The 14,983-nt window shown below is 72.2% G+C and carries 13 protein-coding genes; 8 read left to right on the forward strand and 5 right to left on the reverse strand.

The genetic code is table 11. The features are described from left to right. Positions 1-40: 40 nt before the first annotated feature. A complete protein-coding gene (locus ACQPZ4_RS11425; protein ID WP_433058758.1) occupies positions 41-535 on the reverse strand; it encodes a GNAT family N-acetyltransferase in 495 nt (164 codons plus the stop codon). Positions 536-628: 93 nt separating this feature from the next. Between ACQPZ4_RS11425 and ACQPZ4_RS11430 the strand changes: the two genes are divergently transcribed. Then, positions 629-2,737, forward strand: a complete 2,109-nt coding sequence (locus ACQPZ4_RS11430; protein ID WP_433058760.1) for a diguanylate cyclase domain-containing protein — start codon at positions 629-631, stop codon at positions 2,735-2,737. 48 nt (positions 2,738-2,785) lie between these two features. Further along, a complete protein-coding gene (locus ACQPZ4_RS11435) occupies positions 2,786-3,307 on the forward strand; it encodes a type 1 glutamine amidotransferase domain-containing protein (protein WP_433058763.1) in 522 nt (173 codons plus the stop codon). A 56-nt stretch (positions 3,308-3,363) separates the two neighbouring features. Here ACQPZ4_RS11435 and secA2 read toward each other — a convergent pair whose 3' ends face one another. Beyond that, a complete protein-coding gene (gene secA2, locus ACQPZ4_RS11440) occupies positions 3,364-5,691 on the reverse strand; it encodes an accessory Sec system translocase SecA2 (RefSeq protein WP_433058765.1) in 2,328 nt (775 codons plus the stop codon). A gap of 286 nt (positions 5,692-5,977) precedes the next feature. On the opposite strand from secA2, the gene ACQPZ4_RS11445 reads away from it, so the two are divergent. Beyond that, the gene (locus ACQPZ4_RS11445; RefSeq protein WP_433066452.1) at positions 5,978-6,811 is read left to right on the forward strand and encodes an NAD-dependent protein deacetylase; all 834 of its coding nucleotides are present in this window, start codon (positions 5,978-5,980) and stop codon (positions 6,809-6,811) included. Here ACQPZ4_RS11445 and ACQPZ4_RS11450 read toward each other — a convergent pair. Together ACQPZ4_RS11450 and ACQPZ4_RS11455 are read right to left on the reverse strand one after the other, a co-directional pair. Beyond that, on the reverse strand, positions 6,800-7,540 hold the full coding sequence (locus ACQPZ4_RS11450; RefSeq protein ID WP_433066455.1) for a 3-keto-5-aminohexanoate cleavage protein: 741 nt from the start codon (positions 7,538-7,540) through the stop codon (positions 6,800-6,802). The two genes, ACQPZ4_RS11445 and ACQPZ4_RS11450, sit on opposite strands and share 12 nt — an antisense overlap. 120 nt (positions 7,541-7,660) lie before the next feature. After that, complete coding sequence (locus ACQPZ4_RS11455; protein WP_433058768.1) at positions 7,661-7,954, reverse strand: DUF3040 domain-containing protein; 294 nt, start codon at positions 7,952-7,954, stop codon at positions 7,661-7,663. Positions 7,955-8,197: 243 nt separating this feature from the next. Between ACQPZ4_RS11455 and ACQPZ4_RS11460 the strand changes: the two genes are divergently transcribed. From ACQPZ4_RS11460 to ACQPZ4_RS11480, 5 genes are read left to right on the forward strand one after another with little or no spacing between them, the layout of a single operon-like run. After that, positions 8,198-9,082 (forward strand): hypothetical protein, encoded by an 885-nt coding sequence (locus tag ACQPZ4_RS11460; RefSeq protein ID WP_433058771.1) that lies wholly within the window; start codon positions 8,198-8,200, stop codon positions 9,080-9,082. Between the two features lie 40 nt (positions 9,083-9,122). Further along, positions 9,123-10,448, forward strand: coding sequence for an AI-2E family transporter (locus tag ACQPZ4_RS11465; protein ID WP_433058774.1), 1,326 nt, complete (start codon positions 9,123-9,125; stop codon positions 10,446-10,448). 12 nt (positions 10,449-10,460) lie between these two features. Beyond that, positions 10,461-10,898, forward strand: a complete 438-nt coding sequence (locus ACQPZ4_RS11470) for a nitroreductase family deazaflavin-dependent oxidoreductase (RefSeq protein WP_433058776.1) — start codon at positions 10,461-10,463, stop codon at positions 10,896-10,898. After that, complete coding sequence (locus ACQPZ4_RS11475) at positions 10,895-11,761, forward strand: glycoside hydrolase family 88 protein (RefSeq protein WP_433058778.1); 867 nt, start codon at positions 10,895-10,897, stop codon at positions 11,759-11,761. Before ACQPZ4_RS11470 ends, ACQPZ4_RS11475 begins: the two co-directional genes overlap by 4 nt. A 29-nt stretch (positions 11,762-11,790) precedes the next feature. After that, entirely contained in the window at positions 11,791-14,499 is a 2,709-nt protein-coding gene (locus ACQPZ4_RS11480) for an Hsp70 family protein (protein WP_433058781.1), read from the forward strand. On the opposite strand, the gene ACQPZ4_RS11485 is transcribed toward ACQPZ4_RS11480, so the two are convergent. After that, the gene (locus ACQPZ4_RS11485) at positions 14,492-14,959 is read right to left on the reverse strand and encodes a MarR family winged helix-turn-helix transcriptional regulator (protein WP_433058783.1); all 468 of its coding nucleotides are present in this window, start codon (positions 14,957-14,959) and stop codon (positions 14,492-14,494) included. The two genes, ACQPZ4_RS11480 and ACQPZ4_RS11485, sit on opposite strands and share 8 nt — an antisense overlap. Positions 14,960-14,983 lie beyond the last annotated feature (24 nt).

A 14,983-nucleotide genomic window follows, 5' to 3' on the forward strand; every position in this document is an offset into this window, starting at 1 on the left:
GACCCCGCGCCCGGCTTAGGCCGAGGCCGCCGCCGGCAGCTCACGAAACTGAGCGGGGCGGCAGCCTGAGTTGCATCGAGGTGTTGGTCTCGCGCTTGAAGCCCAGCCGCTCGTAGACCGCCAGCCCGTCCTGGGTGGCGAAGAGCCGGACCGTCGGCACGTCCCGCTCGGCGAACCAGGCCAGCAGCGCCTCCAGGCAGGCCGTCGACAGGCCCCGGCGCCGGTACGGCCCGTCCGTGGCCACGTTGAACACGTAGCCGAGCAGGCCGTCGGGGTTGCCGGGGGCGCCCAGCCGCTCCTCGATCGTCCCCACCGCGCAGGCGGCCAGCCCCGGCGAGCCGTCCGGGCGGTCCACCACGAACGCGGCCAGCGTCGCGTCCGGGTCCGGGAGGCGGCGGCGCAGCGCGACGGCGGAGCGGTGGGACCAGTCGCCGGGCGGTACCGGACCGGACTCCATCGCCTCCAGCATCACGATCCGCAGGCGGACCAGCTCGTCGGTGTCAGCGGCAGTCGCGCGGCGAACGGGGTGCGGCACGGGGACAGACCGTAACCGGCGGTGCGGGGGTAAACAAACGATATCCGTGTGAGGGATTGTGGCACCGGATGTGAAAGTTCCTGGAATACTCCGATGGTGGTCCAGGGGCGGGTCATCGCGGTGCTGTCTCCCTTTGTCGGCGGGACGTACTACGGGCGCCTGGTGGCCGGGGTCGCGGCGGCCGCCGAGCGGCGCGGCTGCCGGACGATCGCCATTCAGACGCTCGATGCCGCCGCCGATATGAGCATCAACGGGGGCAATCCGGCGTTCCGGGAGCCCGTCGCGTGGCGGCGCGCCGAGGGGTTCGTGGTGCTCGCCGAGGCCGTCACCCCGGACTATCTGGCGCGGCTGCGGGAGGCCGGGAAGCCGGTCGTGCTCGCCGGGCACCAGGAGGAACAGTTCCCCGCGGTACTGCCCGACAACGGCACCAGCATCCGCGAGATCGTGGCGCACCTGCGGGCGCACGGGCACAGCCGGATCGCGTTCACCGGGTACCTGGCGGCCACCGACGTCGCCGAGCGCTATCAGGCCTACCGAGGGGCCATGGGCGGGCACGAGTTGTTCCTGCCCGCGTCCGACAATCTCGACAGCGGGATCACCTGGACCGTCGAGGACTGGCGGGCGACCGGGGCCACCGCGCTCGTCGCGGCCACCGATCGGAACGCGATCGGGGCGCAGCGCGTGCTCGCCGCGGCCGGGCTGCAGTGTCCGGCGGACTACGCGCTGACCGGGTTCGACAACATCGACGTGGCCGCGTTCCTCCGGCCGGAGCTGGCCAGCGCCGCCCAGCCGCTCGACGCGATGGGGGAGCGGGCGGTCGACCTGCTGCTGCGGGCGCTCGGCGGGGAGGCGGCCGGGACCGTCCGGCTGCCGGCGGTCTTTCTGGCGCGGTCTTCCTGTGGGTGTACCGACTTCGCCGGCACCCTGCCGCCCACCTCGGCCCCCGAGGGGCGGGAGCGGCTCGCGGAGCGGTTCCGGGGCGCGCTGCCGCCGCCGGGGCTGCGGCCGGCCGGGTCGGGCACCGTCGTCGACGAGGCGGTCGAGGCCACGGTCAAGGCGGTCGTCGCCGAGTCGGCCGAGGACGTGGTGCGGGCCACCGGCGTGCTGCAGCGGCTGTACGCGCTCAACCCGTCGCTGGAGACGCTGCGGCTGATCTTCCGGGGCATCCAGGAGTACGCGGGGACGATCACCGGGCTCGACGTGGCGGACGCCGGACGGGTCGGGGGACGGGTGCAGGAGCTCATGATGGTGCTCGGCCGGGCGAACAACGGGGTCCAGTTCGCCGATCGGCGTCATCTGCGGTCGTTGATCAGCATGCAGTACACGCTGAACACCGCTCTTCTCTACAACCGCGACACGGACCCGCGGGATCCGGCCTGGCTGGCGGCGACGCCGGCGACCGCGGCCGCCATCGCGCTGCGCGGGCCGGGCGGGGAGCTGACCCGGGAGCCGGGCTGGCGGCGCGCGCCCGGGCCGGCGATTCCGGGCGGGCCGACGACCATCGACGCGTTCCCGCCGGCCGAGCTGATCGCCGCGGCCGGGCCCGGGCAGACCGTCGTGCTCGTGCCGGCCAAGATCAGCGCGAGCGACCGGGGCTGGCTGGCCGTCGTGGACACCGTCGAGTGCGACGTCGAGGACGGGCGGGAGCTGGCCAACCAGTGCGCGGCGCTGCTGACCGTGGCGCTGGACCTGCGCGACCAGGAGGAGCGGCTGCGCCGCAGCGCGCTGTCCGACCTGCTCACGGCGCTGCCGAACCGGGCCTCGTTCCTGGCCACGCTGGAGTCGGCGGTGGCCCGGGCGGACGGCGGGGGGCCGCCGTTCACGCTGCTCTTCCTCGACCTGGACGGGTTCAAGAAGGTCAACGACACGCTCGGCCACGCGGCCGGCGACGAGCTGCTCGTGCACGTGGCCAAACGCATCCGCGGCAGCCTCCGGTCCAGCGACGTCGCGGCCCGCTTCGGGGGAGACGAGTTTCTGGTACTGCTCCCCGGTGTCACCACCGGCCTCGTCCAGACCGAGATCGTGGACCGGCTCGGCGCCGCCATCCGCGCCCCGTTCAACCTTGCGGCGGGGCCGGTGCGGATCGGGGTCAGCATCGGCGCGAGCACGAGTGAGCTGCATCGCACCGCCGAGCAGTTGCTGCACGACGCCGACGCCGCGATGTACCGCGTCAAGGCCTCGTCCGGTTGGGCGCCCGCATAACGGGTACCGGAACGGCGTACAAAACGCTCAAAAGGAAGGACGAGAGCGATGGATGTCGCGTTCCTGGTTTCCAAGGAGGGCATCGAGCAGGTGGAGCTGACCGAGCCCTGGAAGGCGGTCGAGCACGCGGGCCACACGCCGCGGCTGGTCGCGCCCGAGCCGGGGCAGGTGCGCGGGTACCACCACCTCGAACCGGCCGACACGTTCGACGTCGACGTCACGGCGGCCGACGCGCGCCCCGCCGACTACGCGGCCCTGGTGCTGCCCGGCGGCGTCGCCAACAGTGACCTGCTGCGCTGGCAGCCGGCGGCGGTCGAGTTCGTGCGCGGCTTCGCGGCCCTGGGGCGGCCGATCGCGATGATCTGCCACGGCGGCTGGATCCTCATGGACGCGGACGCCCTGCGCGGCAAGCGGGTCACGTCGTGGCCCTCGATGCGGACGGACTTCCGCAACGCCGGGGCCACCTGGGTCGACGAGGAGCTGGTGGTGGACGGCAACCTCATCAGCAGCCGCAAGCCGAAGGACCTGCCCGCGTTCAACGAGGCGCTGGTCAAGGCGCTCGAACAGTAATTGCACGGCAAAGGCCGCCGCTTGCGAGAAGCGGCGGCCTTTTTCGCGGTACGAGATCAGGACTTTTTGACGCCCTTGCCACTGCGGAACAGCTTGACCATGCCGGCGAAGAACCGCTCCATCTCGGAGCCGAACGGGTTGTCGCTGACGACGTAGGTCCAGGTCGCGCTCGGCCGCACCAGGCCCGCGTCCTCCGGCTCCCAGTCGGGCCCGTCGATCTCCAGCTCGTCGAACTCGGCCACCATGCGGTTGTCGATCTCGGCCAGCAGGCCGCGGAACGCCGGGATGGCCTCGCGGTGGAACTCGTCGAGCGGGTCCTGCGAGCCGAGCACCCGCAGGTGGATGCCCTCGCGCAGCTCGCTCATGTCGGCCAGGTGCTCCGACCACGCCTGGTCGGCGTGGAACAGGGCGATGACCCGGGCGATCCGCAGCAGCGTCTCCTCGCCCAGCTCCTCGGCCAGCTCGTTGTACTTGTCCGGGGACCGCTCGGCGAGCAGCTCGGCCGCCGCGTCGGTGGTGAGCAGCTCCTCGCGGCGCTTGCCGTGCAGCTGGCGGTGCTGGTCGAGCAGGTAGTTGTACCGCCAGGTGTTGCGGTGGATCTCCAGGTTCACGGTCTCGGCGACCCGCTGGGCGGAGCCGATGGCCCACCGCACGTCCTCGTCCTCGATCGCGCCCTCGGCGTCGGCCTGGCCCATCGGCATCGGCTCGGGGCCGTACCGCTCGATGAGCTCGTCCTCCAACGAGACGAAGAACATCGACTCGCCCGGGTCGCCCTGCCGGCCGGCGCGCCCTCGGAGCTGGTCGTCGATGCGGCGGGAGTCGTTGCGGGCAGTGCCGATCACGAACAGCCCGCCGAGCTCGGCGACCCGCTCGCGCTCCTTCTCGTCGCTGCCGCCGAGGCGGATGTCGACGCCGCGGCCGGTCATCTGGGTCGAGACGGTCACCGCCGTCGCCGCGCCGGCCTCGGCCACGATCCCGGCCTCGGCCTCGTCGTTCTTGGCGTTGAGGACCACGCATTCCACGCCCTCCTCGGCGAGGGTGGCGGCCAGCTTCTCCGACTCGGCCACGCTCAGGGTGCCGATGAGCACCGGGCGCCCGGTCGCGTGCATGGCGACGATCTCGGCGACGACGGCGATGTCGCGCTCCTCGGCCGAGGCGTAGACGCGGTCCGGCCAGTCCTTGCGGATGTTGGGCAGGTGCGGCGGGATGACCGCGACCTCGAGCTTGTAGAACTCGCGCAGCTGGTCACCGACCGGCATGGCCGTTCCCGTCATGCCACAGATCCGCTTGTACTGCGTGAGGAACGCCTGCACCGTGATGGTCTGCAGCACCGTGCCGCCACCGCTCGAGCGGATCTTCTCCTTGGCCTCGACCGCGGCCTGCAGCCCGTCGGGCCAGCGGCGCCGCTGGGCCACCCGGCCGCGGAACTCGTCGATGAGCTCGACCCGCTCGTCGCGCACGATGTAGTCCACGTCCCGGGCCAGCAGCGCCTCGGCGTGCAGGGCCAGGTTGACCGCGGTGAGGATGTCGACGTGCTCCTCGGCGTACAGGTCGACCTCGAGCGCCTTCTCGACCTTGGCCAGCCCGCGGGTGGTCAGGTGCGCCGTGCGCCCCTCGTCGACCACCTCGTAGTCCCGGTCCCGGTGCAGCCCGCCGATGATCTCGGCGATGGCCATCGGCTGGTCCTCGGTGGCGATCGTCGAACCGGCCAGCACCAGCGGCACCCGGGCCTCGTCGATCAGGATCGAGTCGGCCTCGTCGACGATGACCGTCGCGAACTCCCGGTGCACCCGGTCGGCGGTGTTCGTCACGATCGAGTCGCGCAGCAGGTCGAAGCCCGCCTCGCTCACCGAGACATACGTGATGTCCTGCGCATACGCGGCGCGCCGCTCGTCCGGCGTCGAGGACTCGTTGACCCAGCCGACCTTGAGGTCGAGCAGCTCGTACACCGGGCGCATCCACTCGGCGTCGCGGCGGGCCAGGTAGTCGTTGACCGTGATCACGTGGACCGGCCCCTGCGCGGCATACCCGGCGGCGGCGATCGCGGCGGTCAGCGTCTTGCCCTCACCGGTGGCCATCTCGACGACGTGCCCGGCGAGGAGGACCTGGGCGCCGAGCAGCTGCACGTCATACGGCCGCTCGTCCAGGGCCCGCTTGGCCGCCTCCCGCCCGAGCGCGCAGGCCTCGACGAAGTCCTGCGGATCTTCGCGCTGGTGCAGTGCCGTGGCGGCGGCACGAAGCTCGTCGTCGGTGAGCTCGGACAGCTCGGCCTCGCGCTTCTCGATCTCCGGCAGCAAAGCGCGCATCGGTTCGAGGTCGATCGTGGTGCCCGGCTGCTCCTGCAGCTTGCGGCGCCACGCGTTGAATTTGCTCACCAAACCCATGCCGAACACGATACGTCCCCCGCCTCGGTGACTGTGCGCCCCGTCACGCGCTTCTTGCCGCCCGGCCTGGGAGGCCCGCCGCGAAACTTTCCCGCCGCCGCCGCTGCCCCCGGCCGCTACCCTCCATCGCCCGCCGCCGTTGCCCGACGCGAGTGCGGTCGCGCGGCGCGGCGCCTCCCGTCATGCCGGCTTTCGCGGCGCTCCACTCACCGGCGCCCGAAATGTCGCCTGTTTCGTGATATAGCGGGTTTCGGGCCCATCCTGCGGTGGGGTGAGGCGAGGCAGTATTGGTGCCGTGGAACAGTCAGTCGCGGCGCTCAGTGCGCTTGTCGGCAAGGGCGGGGTGCTCGTGCTCAGCGGGGCCGGGCTCTCGACCGAGTCGGGGATTCCCGACTATCGCGGGCCGAGCGGGGTGCGGCGGAATGCGCAGCCGATGACGTACCAGACGTTCACGCGGGATCCGGTCGCGCGGCGGCGGTACTGGGCGCGCAGCCATCTCGGGTGGCGGACCATCGCGCGGGCGGCGCCCAACGCCGGGCACCACGCGGTCGGGCGGCTGCAGGGGTTCGGGCTGCTCAGCGGGGTCATCACGCAGAACGTCGACGGGCTGCACCAGGCCGGCGGGGCGGACGGGGTCGTCGAGCTGCACGGGGCGCTGGACCGGGTCGTCTGCCTGGCGTGCGGCGAACTGTCCGCGCGCGGCGAGCTCGACGCCCGGCTCGGGCAGGCCAACGCCGGATATGCCGCGGAGGCCGGCGGGGTCAATCCCGACGGGGACGTGGACCTGACCGACGCGCAGGCGGCCGACTTCGTGGTCGTGGACTGCACCGGCTGCGGGGGCCTGCTCAAGCCCGACGTCGTGTTCTTCGGCGAGACGGTGCCGGCACTGCGGGTACAGGCGTGCTTCGATCTCGTCGAAAAATCGGCGGCGCTCGTGGTGCTGGGGTCGTCGCTGACCGTGATGTCGGGGCGGCGGTTCGTGGTGCGGGCGGCCAAGCTCGGGCTGCCGATCGCCATCGTGAACCAGGGGCCGACGCGCAGCGATGCGCTCGCCACGATCCTGCTCGACGCTCCGCTCGGGACCGTGCTGTCGCGGGTGGCCTGGGACCTACGCGGCTGAGCGGGCGGCGGACCAGAGGCCGAGCGCCAGGCGTACCAAAGCGGCGTTGTCCGTCACCGGCCGGCCGTCCGGGCCGGTCAGGGTGTCCTCCAGCCCGATGCGGGTCGGCAGTCCGAGGCGGCCGGCGAGCGCGATCATCGGCCAGCAGGTCGCGCCCTCGCCGTGCAGCAGGCGCTCGCCGCCCACGCCGACCTCGTCGAGCCGGCCCAGCACGGCCTCGGCGTCGACGTCCGGGCGCATGATCTCGACGAGCACGCGGGGGACGCCGCCGGCGATCGACAGGGCGCCCGCGTCCTCGAGGGTCCACACGCCCGCCTCGACCGCGATGCCGAGCTCGGCCAGCGTGGCGGCGAGCGCGGTGAAGCCCGGCTCGGAGACGTTCACCGAGGCGAAGTCCGGCCGCTCGTACCGCGGCAGGCCCTCCCACCCCGCCACCGCCTCCTGCCGCGCGGCGACGTCCCGGCCGGTGATCCACAGGCCGGTGGTCACGCCGACGGGGGTGTCGGGACAGGTGCGCCGGACCGCCGCGACGGCCGCCCCCACGTCCGCGGCGTGCAGCGATTCGGCCCCGCCGCTGTCCCGCGGATGCAGGTGGACCGCCTCCGCGCCGGCCGCGACCGCGTTCTGGGCGGCGACGGCCAGCTCCTCGGGCGAGGTCGGCAGCGCCGGGTGGGCGCCGGGCGGGCGGCCGCCGTTGAGGGCCACCTTGAGCCGGGCAATTGGGGGCATCACCGCACAACTGTCGCGCTTCGCCCGGCCGCAGGCAAGATCGGCGCGCGGGGCCCGGAAAAACACGAGTCCCCGGCGCCCTTGGGGGAAGGGGGCCGGGGATCGCGAAAGAACGTCAGCTCAGAGTTCGGGGTCTATCGAAGGGGCCGGCGGCTCGGGGTGGGCCGGCCGGTAGGTCCAGACGCCGCCGGCGACGCCCACCGCGCAGATCGCCAGCACGGTCCAGAAGACAGTGCCCGCGGCCAGGCCGATGATGACTCCGACGATTGCGGCAACGGCGATGACGACGGCGGTCACCCGGCGGGGCGTGATCCGGCGGGTCATGGCCCGGTTGAATCCGTTGACGAAGCGCGCGTCGCTCCGCAACGCGGCTTCGATGTCTGCGAGCCGCTTCTGCTCGCTCTCGCTGAGCATGACGCCCAACCTCCTCCGACGGGCCTGCCCGGTGCGCGACGTGTACCCGCTCCGATCGATCGTCACACACAAAGGGCCGCTGTGGGTCGGCCAGTTGGCGCCAAGTGGAATTTCGCAGGTCAGCGGCATGACGATTCGCGGCTTTTGTCGGAAGCGACGACCTGCGAAAGATGCGCCCGTATGCCATTCTCGACGGCGAATGACAAGCAATGCGTGCGTGAACGTTGCGGGAGGACAGGGATCGTGGACCCGAGCAGCCAGTGGCAGCAGCCGGACCCGAACAGCGGCTACGGGCAGCAGCCGCCCCAGGGCGGATACCCGCAGTACCCGCAACAGCCGCCGCAGTACCCCCAGCAGCAACCGCAGTACCCGCCGCAGCAGCAGTACCCGCAGCAGCAGCCCGCGCAGCCGTACTCCGCCGCCCCCTACGCCACGCAGCCCTACAGCGCGCCGCCGGCGTATCAGCAGCCGCAGTACCAGCAGCCGCCCCCGGCGTACCAGACCTCGGCCCCGCCGCTGCAGGACGGGTCGGGCCGGCGCAACCGCTGGTTCCCGGCGCTCATCATCAGTTCGGTGCTGCTCGTCATCCTCGTGGTGGCGATCGTCGTCGTGGCGCTCAACCGCGGCTCCGACACCCCGAGCACCCCGCAGGCCGGCGCCTCCACGCAGAGCGGCCCGGTCGACACGTGCCTGGTCGGCAAGTGGAAGCAGACGACGTACCAGAAGGTCGTCGACCTGACCGGCACCGACACCGCGACCCGGGGCAACATCACCAAGCCGATCAAGATGACCGGCGGCGGCAAGATCTGGGAGATCAAGGCCGACGGGAACGCCATCGAGGACGACACGAACACGGTGTACAACGGCAAGACCGACGACGGCCGCACCGTCACGGCGACCTGGGCCGGCCGGACCGAGTGGAAGATGACCACCAAGGACGGCCAGATCTCCTACGCCGGCGGCGAGGCGACCACCGTGGTGACGATCAGCGTCGACGGCGTGGACAAGGGCAAGATCGAGCTGGAGCCCAACCTCGACGACACGAAGTACACCTGCAACGGGGACATCTGGCGCACCTCCAGCAAGGACAACGACGACGATTTCTCGCGTTACGACCGCCAGAAGTAAGAACCGGTTGATCGCACCCCATTAGGGGTACAGCCGTGGCATGGCGCAGTGGATTACTGAGGTCGGCGAGCGCGCACGGACGCGCCTGAGCACGGCGCGGCGCGTTCCGCCGTTCCCGATGGCGGGGCCGGTGGAAGTCCGGCCCGCGTCCACTGTGGAGGACGGCATCCCCCGCGGCATCAAGGTCGCGGGGGCCTGGGCCTGGCGGATCGTGCTGTTCGTCCTGGCCATCTACCTGCTGCTGCGCGTCATCGCGGCCCTGCGCCTGATGGTCATCCCGGTGGTGGTGGCGATCCTGCTGGCCGCGCTGCTCGAGCCGGTGGCGGGGTTGTTGCGCAAGCGGGGCGTACACCGGTCGCTGGCCGCGGCGATCGTGCTCGTCGCCGGCCTGGTGGTCGTCTTCGGCGGCCTCGGCGCCATCGTCACCACGTTCATCGCCCAGTTCGACACCCTCACCGGCCGGGTCGGCGAGGGGCTCAACGAGATTCAGAGCTGGCTGTCCTCCGGCCCGCTGCACATCTCCGAGAAGCAGCTCAGCGACACCGTGAGCTCGCTGGAGAAACAGGCCACGGCCAACCGCAGCATGCTCACCTCCGGCGCCCTGAGCACCGCGACCACCCTGGGTGAGGTCCTCACCGGGTTCTTCCTGGTGCTGTTCACGCTCTTCTTCTTCCTGCGCGACGGCGGGCAGATCTGGTCGTTCCTGTGCCGCCTGCTGCCGCGCCAGGCCCAGCTGCCGGTGGCGCGGGCCGGGCACTACAGCTGGTACACCCTCGTCTCCTATGTCCGCGCCACCGTCCTGGTCGCGTTCGTCGACGCGCTCGGCATCGGCATCGGCCTGGCGGTCCTGCGGGTGCCGCTCGCCCTGCCGCTGGCCGCGCTGGTGTTCCTCGGCGCGTTCATCCCCGTCATCGGCGCCACGCTGTCCGGCGCGGTCGCGGTGCTCGTCGCGCTCGTCACCAACGGGCCGGTCAGCGCGCTGCTGGTGCTGGCGGTCGTCATCGCCGTACAACAGCTGGAGGGCCACGTGCTCCAGCCACTGATCATGGGCCGGGCGGTCGCCCTGCACCCGCTCTCGGTGATCCTGGCGATCACGACGGGCGTGGTGGCGGCCGGCATCGTCGGCGGGCTCGTCGCGGTGCCGCTGCTCGCGGTGGGCAACACCGCCATCCGGTACCTCGCGGAACACCCCGACGGCGAGCCCACCGACAATCGGGCGGCCCCCGGCACCGAGCCGACCGACGACGACGAGCGGCGCGAGGAGGACGCCGAGGAGCGGGCGGCCGACCCGGAGCGGGAGCGGGTGGAAAACGCGTCGAGCGGCATCCGGCCGGGTAGCGTCGACGGGGAGATCAAGGATCAGTGAGGAGCGAGCACCATGCCGTTGTCCGGTGAGTACGAGCCGAGCCCGACCGACTGGTCGCGCGACCAGGCCGAGCTGTACGAGCGCACCAACGGCGCCGAGGGCAACACCCTGCGGGGCCGTCCGGTCATCCTGCTGACGTCGCTGGGCGCCAAGTCGGGCAAGATCCGCAAGACGCCGCTCATGCGCGTGGAGCACGACGGCGAGTACGCCGTGGTCGCCTCCCTCGGCGGCGCCCCGAAGCACCCGGTCTGGTACCACAACCTCGTCGCCAACCCGCACGTCGAGCTCCAGGACGGCCCGGTCAAGAAGGACTACACGGCCCGCGAGGTCCTCGGCGAGGAGAAGGCCGCGTGGTGGGAGCGGGCCACCGCGACCTGGCCCGACTACGCGGAGTACCAGCAGAAGACCGACCGCCAGATCCCGGTCTTCGTGCTCACGCCGCAGCGTTGACCGACCCGGTCGTGATGACGCTGCTGGCCATGCAGCGCCAGAACTGGGAGCAGGGCGTGGCCGTCCACGCCCTGCTCGACCTGGGCCACACGGACCTCGCCGCCCGGCTCTCCCGCGACGCGATCGTGCACCAGCAGCCGGACGGCCGCCTGGGCACGATCGGCTCGGAGCGCGGCGCCGTGAATTCGGCGTCGCTCTATCAAGGTGTGGTACTGCTCGATCCTGCCGCCGCCGCGCGCCAGCTCGACTGGATCGTCGCCGGTGCCCCGCGCGCCTCGGACGGCACGCTCTACCACGTCCTGGACGCGCCCGAGGTGTGGGCGGACTCGGTGTACATGGTCGTCCCGATGCTCGCCCTGGCCGGCCGCCCCGACCTGGCCGTTCAGCAGGCGTTCGGCCACCGCGCTCGCCTTTGCCGCGACGGGCTCTACCTGGCCGCGGACACGCGTCCTTCCCGGTGGGGGACCGGCAGCGGGTGGGTCGCGGCCGGGCTCGCGCGGGCCGTCCACCACGTCCCCGACCTGGCCTCCGATCTGGCCGGGCATGCGCGCGAAGTCATCGACGCCTGCATCTCGTACCGCCGGGAGGACGGGCTTTTCGGCGACGTGCTCGACGATCCGGGGAGCTTCCGCGAGGCCAACCTGGCGCAGATGCTCGCGTACGCGGCCTACACCGGGGTGGCCGACGGGTGGCTGCCGTCCTCCTACCGGTCCCTGGCCGACTCGCTCGTCGCCGCCGTCGAACCGTACGTGGTCGACGGGGTGGTGACCTCCGTCTGCGGGGCGCCGACGTTCGACCGGCCGGGCACCTCGGCGGAGGCGCAGGCGTTCCACCTGATGGCCCGGGCGGCTGCCGCGCGTTAGGGTTTGGCTGCGGCTCGTACATTGAGGGCGTGGCTTACCGGCTCGGCATCGACCTGGGCACCTCCACGACCGTCGCCGTGCTGTCGGGTCCTGTTCCCGGTTCGGCGCGGCCGTTGCTCTTCGACGCCTCGCCGCTGTTGTCGTCGGCGGTGTTCGCGGGGGACGGGCCTGAGCTGCTGACGGGGCTCGACGCGGAGCGGGCGGCCTCGGCGCGGCCGGCGGGGTTGGAGGCGAACCCGAAGCGCCGCATCGACGACGGGACGGTTTGGCTGGGCGAGCGCGAGTACCCGGTCGCCGAGGTCCTGGCCGCGATCCTCCGCCGCGTCGCCGACGAAGCCCACCGCGTGGCGGGCGACCCCATGGGTCCCGACGGTCGCTGGGCCGGCGGCGAGTCTCGGCGTGTCGAGGGCGGGTTCGGCGGTGCCGGCGGCGAGTCTCGGCGTGTCGAGGGCGGGTTCGGCGGTGCCGGGGGCGGGTTCGGTGGTTCCGGGGGCGGGCTTGGCGGTTCCGGCGGGCGTTGGGTGGGCGGCGAGGCGCGGACGGCGGGCGGGCTCATCGGGGAGGTGGTGCTCACCCATCCGGCGGCCTGGGGGCGGACGCGGCTCGGGTTGCTCTCGGAGGCCGCCGCCCGGGCCGGGCTGGGCGAGGCCGGGTTCGTCGCCGAGCCGGTGGCGGCCGCGGCGTACTTCGCGACGGTGCGTGACCTCCGCCCCGGCCAGACCGTGGTGGTCTACGACCTCGGGGCCGGAACCTTCGACGTGAGCGTGATACGGCGCGCGGAGACCGGCGGCTTCGCGGTCCTGGCCGCGGACGGCCTGACCGACGTCGGCGGCCTCGACCTCGACGCGGCGGTGGTCCAGCACGCGCGGGCGCTCACCCCGGGGGCGGCCGCGGCCTGGGGGCGCCTCGACTGGCCGCAGGACCGGGCCGACCAGGCCGCGCGGCGGGCCCTGTGGACGGGGGCGCGCGCGACGAAGGAGCAGCTGTCCCGGCACGCCACGGCCGACCTGCACCTGCCGCTGGTCGACGCGAACCTGCACCTCACCCGCGAGGAGTTCGAGGCGGCGGCCAGGCCGTACCTCGATCGGACCGTCGCGCTGACCGTTCAGGTCCTGCGCGACGCGGGCGCGGTGCCGGAACGCATCGCCGGCGTCTTTCTCGTGGGCGGGTCGTCCCGCATCCCGCTCGCGGCCACGCTGCTGCATCGGGCGCTGCGGATCGCCCCGACGGTCGTCGACCAGCCGGAACTGGTCGTCGCCGAAGGCAGCCTGCTCGCGCCGGTCACGAGATGGGAGACGACTCTCCCGACGGAGGAGCTCACGCCGGTCATCGCAACTCCGCCGCCTGCAACACATCTTAGCGCGTCCACAGTGGACTTAACGCGCTCGTGGAACCCGCCGGGTGCGGACCACGGACCGGAAACTCGTTCGGCCGCAACGGAAACGCGTTCCGCCGCAACGGAAACGCGTTCCGCCGCAACGGAAACCTTGCCCGCCGCGGCGGAAACCGTTGCCGCGCGATCGGAAACCGTTGCCGCCCGATCGGAAACTGTCGTCGCTCCGTGGAAACCGGCCGTTGCGCCGTCCAAGGCCGAAATCACGACGTCGAAGCCGGCGGTCACGGCGTCCAATCCGGTGGTCCCACCTGTCGCGCCGGCACCGTCCGAGGGCCCATCGCCGAAGTCCGGGGCAGTTGCCGGGAGCGCGTCGCCGACGGAGCCTGAGACCGTGCCCGTGGGCGGGCGTTCCAGGAGCCGGCGGCGGGTCGTCATCGCGGCGGTCGTGGTGCTCGTCGTGGTGGCGGGCGTTCTCGGGGTGCGCGCTTGGCTGCGCGGGCCCGTCGTGGCGGAACTGCGCGGAGCCGTCGGCGCCGTCAGGGCCGTCGCGTTCAGCCCCGACGGCAAGCTCCTCGCGGCCGTCGGCGATGACAAGACCCTGCGGCTGTGGGACGTCGACGCCGAGAAGGCCACCGTCCTGACCACGTCCGCGTCGGGGCGGGCGGTGGCGTTCAGCCCGGACGGGAAGGTGCTGGCGGCGGGCGGGGAGGATCGGCGGGTACACCTCTGGGACGTGGCCACGCGGCAGGAGCGGCGGCAGAGTCTGCAGGGCGGCACGCCGTTCGCCGTGACCGCGCTCAGCTTTGCGCGCAGTGGGAAGACGCTCGTGGCCGGCGGGGACGGGGGCATTGCCGTGGTACTCGATGTGGAGTCCGGCGCTCAGGTGGCCGAGTTCGACGTGTTCAACCCCGGCGCCATCACCGCTGTGGCCTTCAATCCCGCGGCCGGTGAGGCCGACGAGGTGGCGCTGGGCGGGGCTTCTCGGGTCGTCGCGGTGTACACGTCGAAGGAAAACGGCCGCCGTCTGCCCGTCGAGGAATCGATCCAGCACGAGGACACCATCCGCGCGGTGGCCTTCAATCCGCAGGGGTCGCTGCTGGCCAGCGGCGGGGCCGATCGGCAGATTCTGCTGTGGACGGGACAGGCCGGCGTCGTGGCCTCCCGGCTGACCGGCTCGGCGGGGGCCGTGAACGCCGTCGCCTTCGACCGGGACGGGCGGGTGTTGGCGAGCGGGGGCGAGGATCAGGCGGTACACCTGTGGAATCCGGACGCCCATAAGCTGATTCGGTCGTTCGATCAGGCGCACAGTCCGATCGACGCGCTCGCGTTCTGCCCCGCGCGCGCCGACCGCCTCGCCACCGGCTCGCGGGACGGCGTTGTGCGCGTGTGGGACGTCAGCTGAAGTCCTGGTCCGAGGATGTGCGGCCGGCCTCGGTGACGCGGTCCAGGAACTTGGCCAGCAGGGCCAGTTCGGCCTCGTCGTAGTCCGCGCACAGCTCGTCCATGCGGTCGTTCATGCCCGCGAACAGGGCGTAGATCTCGGCGTTGCGCTCGCGTAGTGCGCGAATGAGCACGGCGCGGCGATCGTTCGGGTCGCGTTCGCGCAGGACCCAGCCGCCGCGTTCCAGGCGGTCCAGGACGCCGGTCATGGTGGCCGGGTGCAGGCCGGTGTGCTTGGCCAGCGCGCTCGGGCTCAGGGGGCCGTGGTGGTTGATCACGTCGAGGCAGTCGAAGTCGACGTCCTTGATCTCCAGCCTGGCGCCGACCCGGTGGTTGAGCAGCGTGAGCTGGGTGCCGAGCGCGCGCAGCGAATCCTTGACGGCGTTCGTCGCCCGGCGGCGTGACGGAGATACGGAACTCATATAGTATGAACCTCGTAAGATATT

It is taken from the genome of Dactylosporangium sp. CS-033363, assembly GCF_050942475.1.
In the GTDB taxonomy this organism is placed as follows: Bacteria; Actinomycetota; Actinomycetes; order Mycobacteriales; family Micromonosporaceae; genus Dactylosporangium.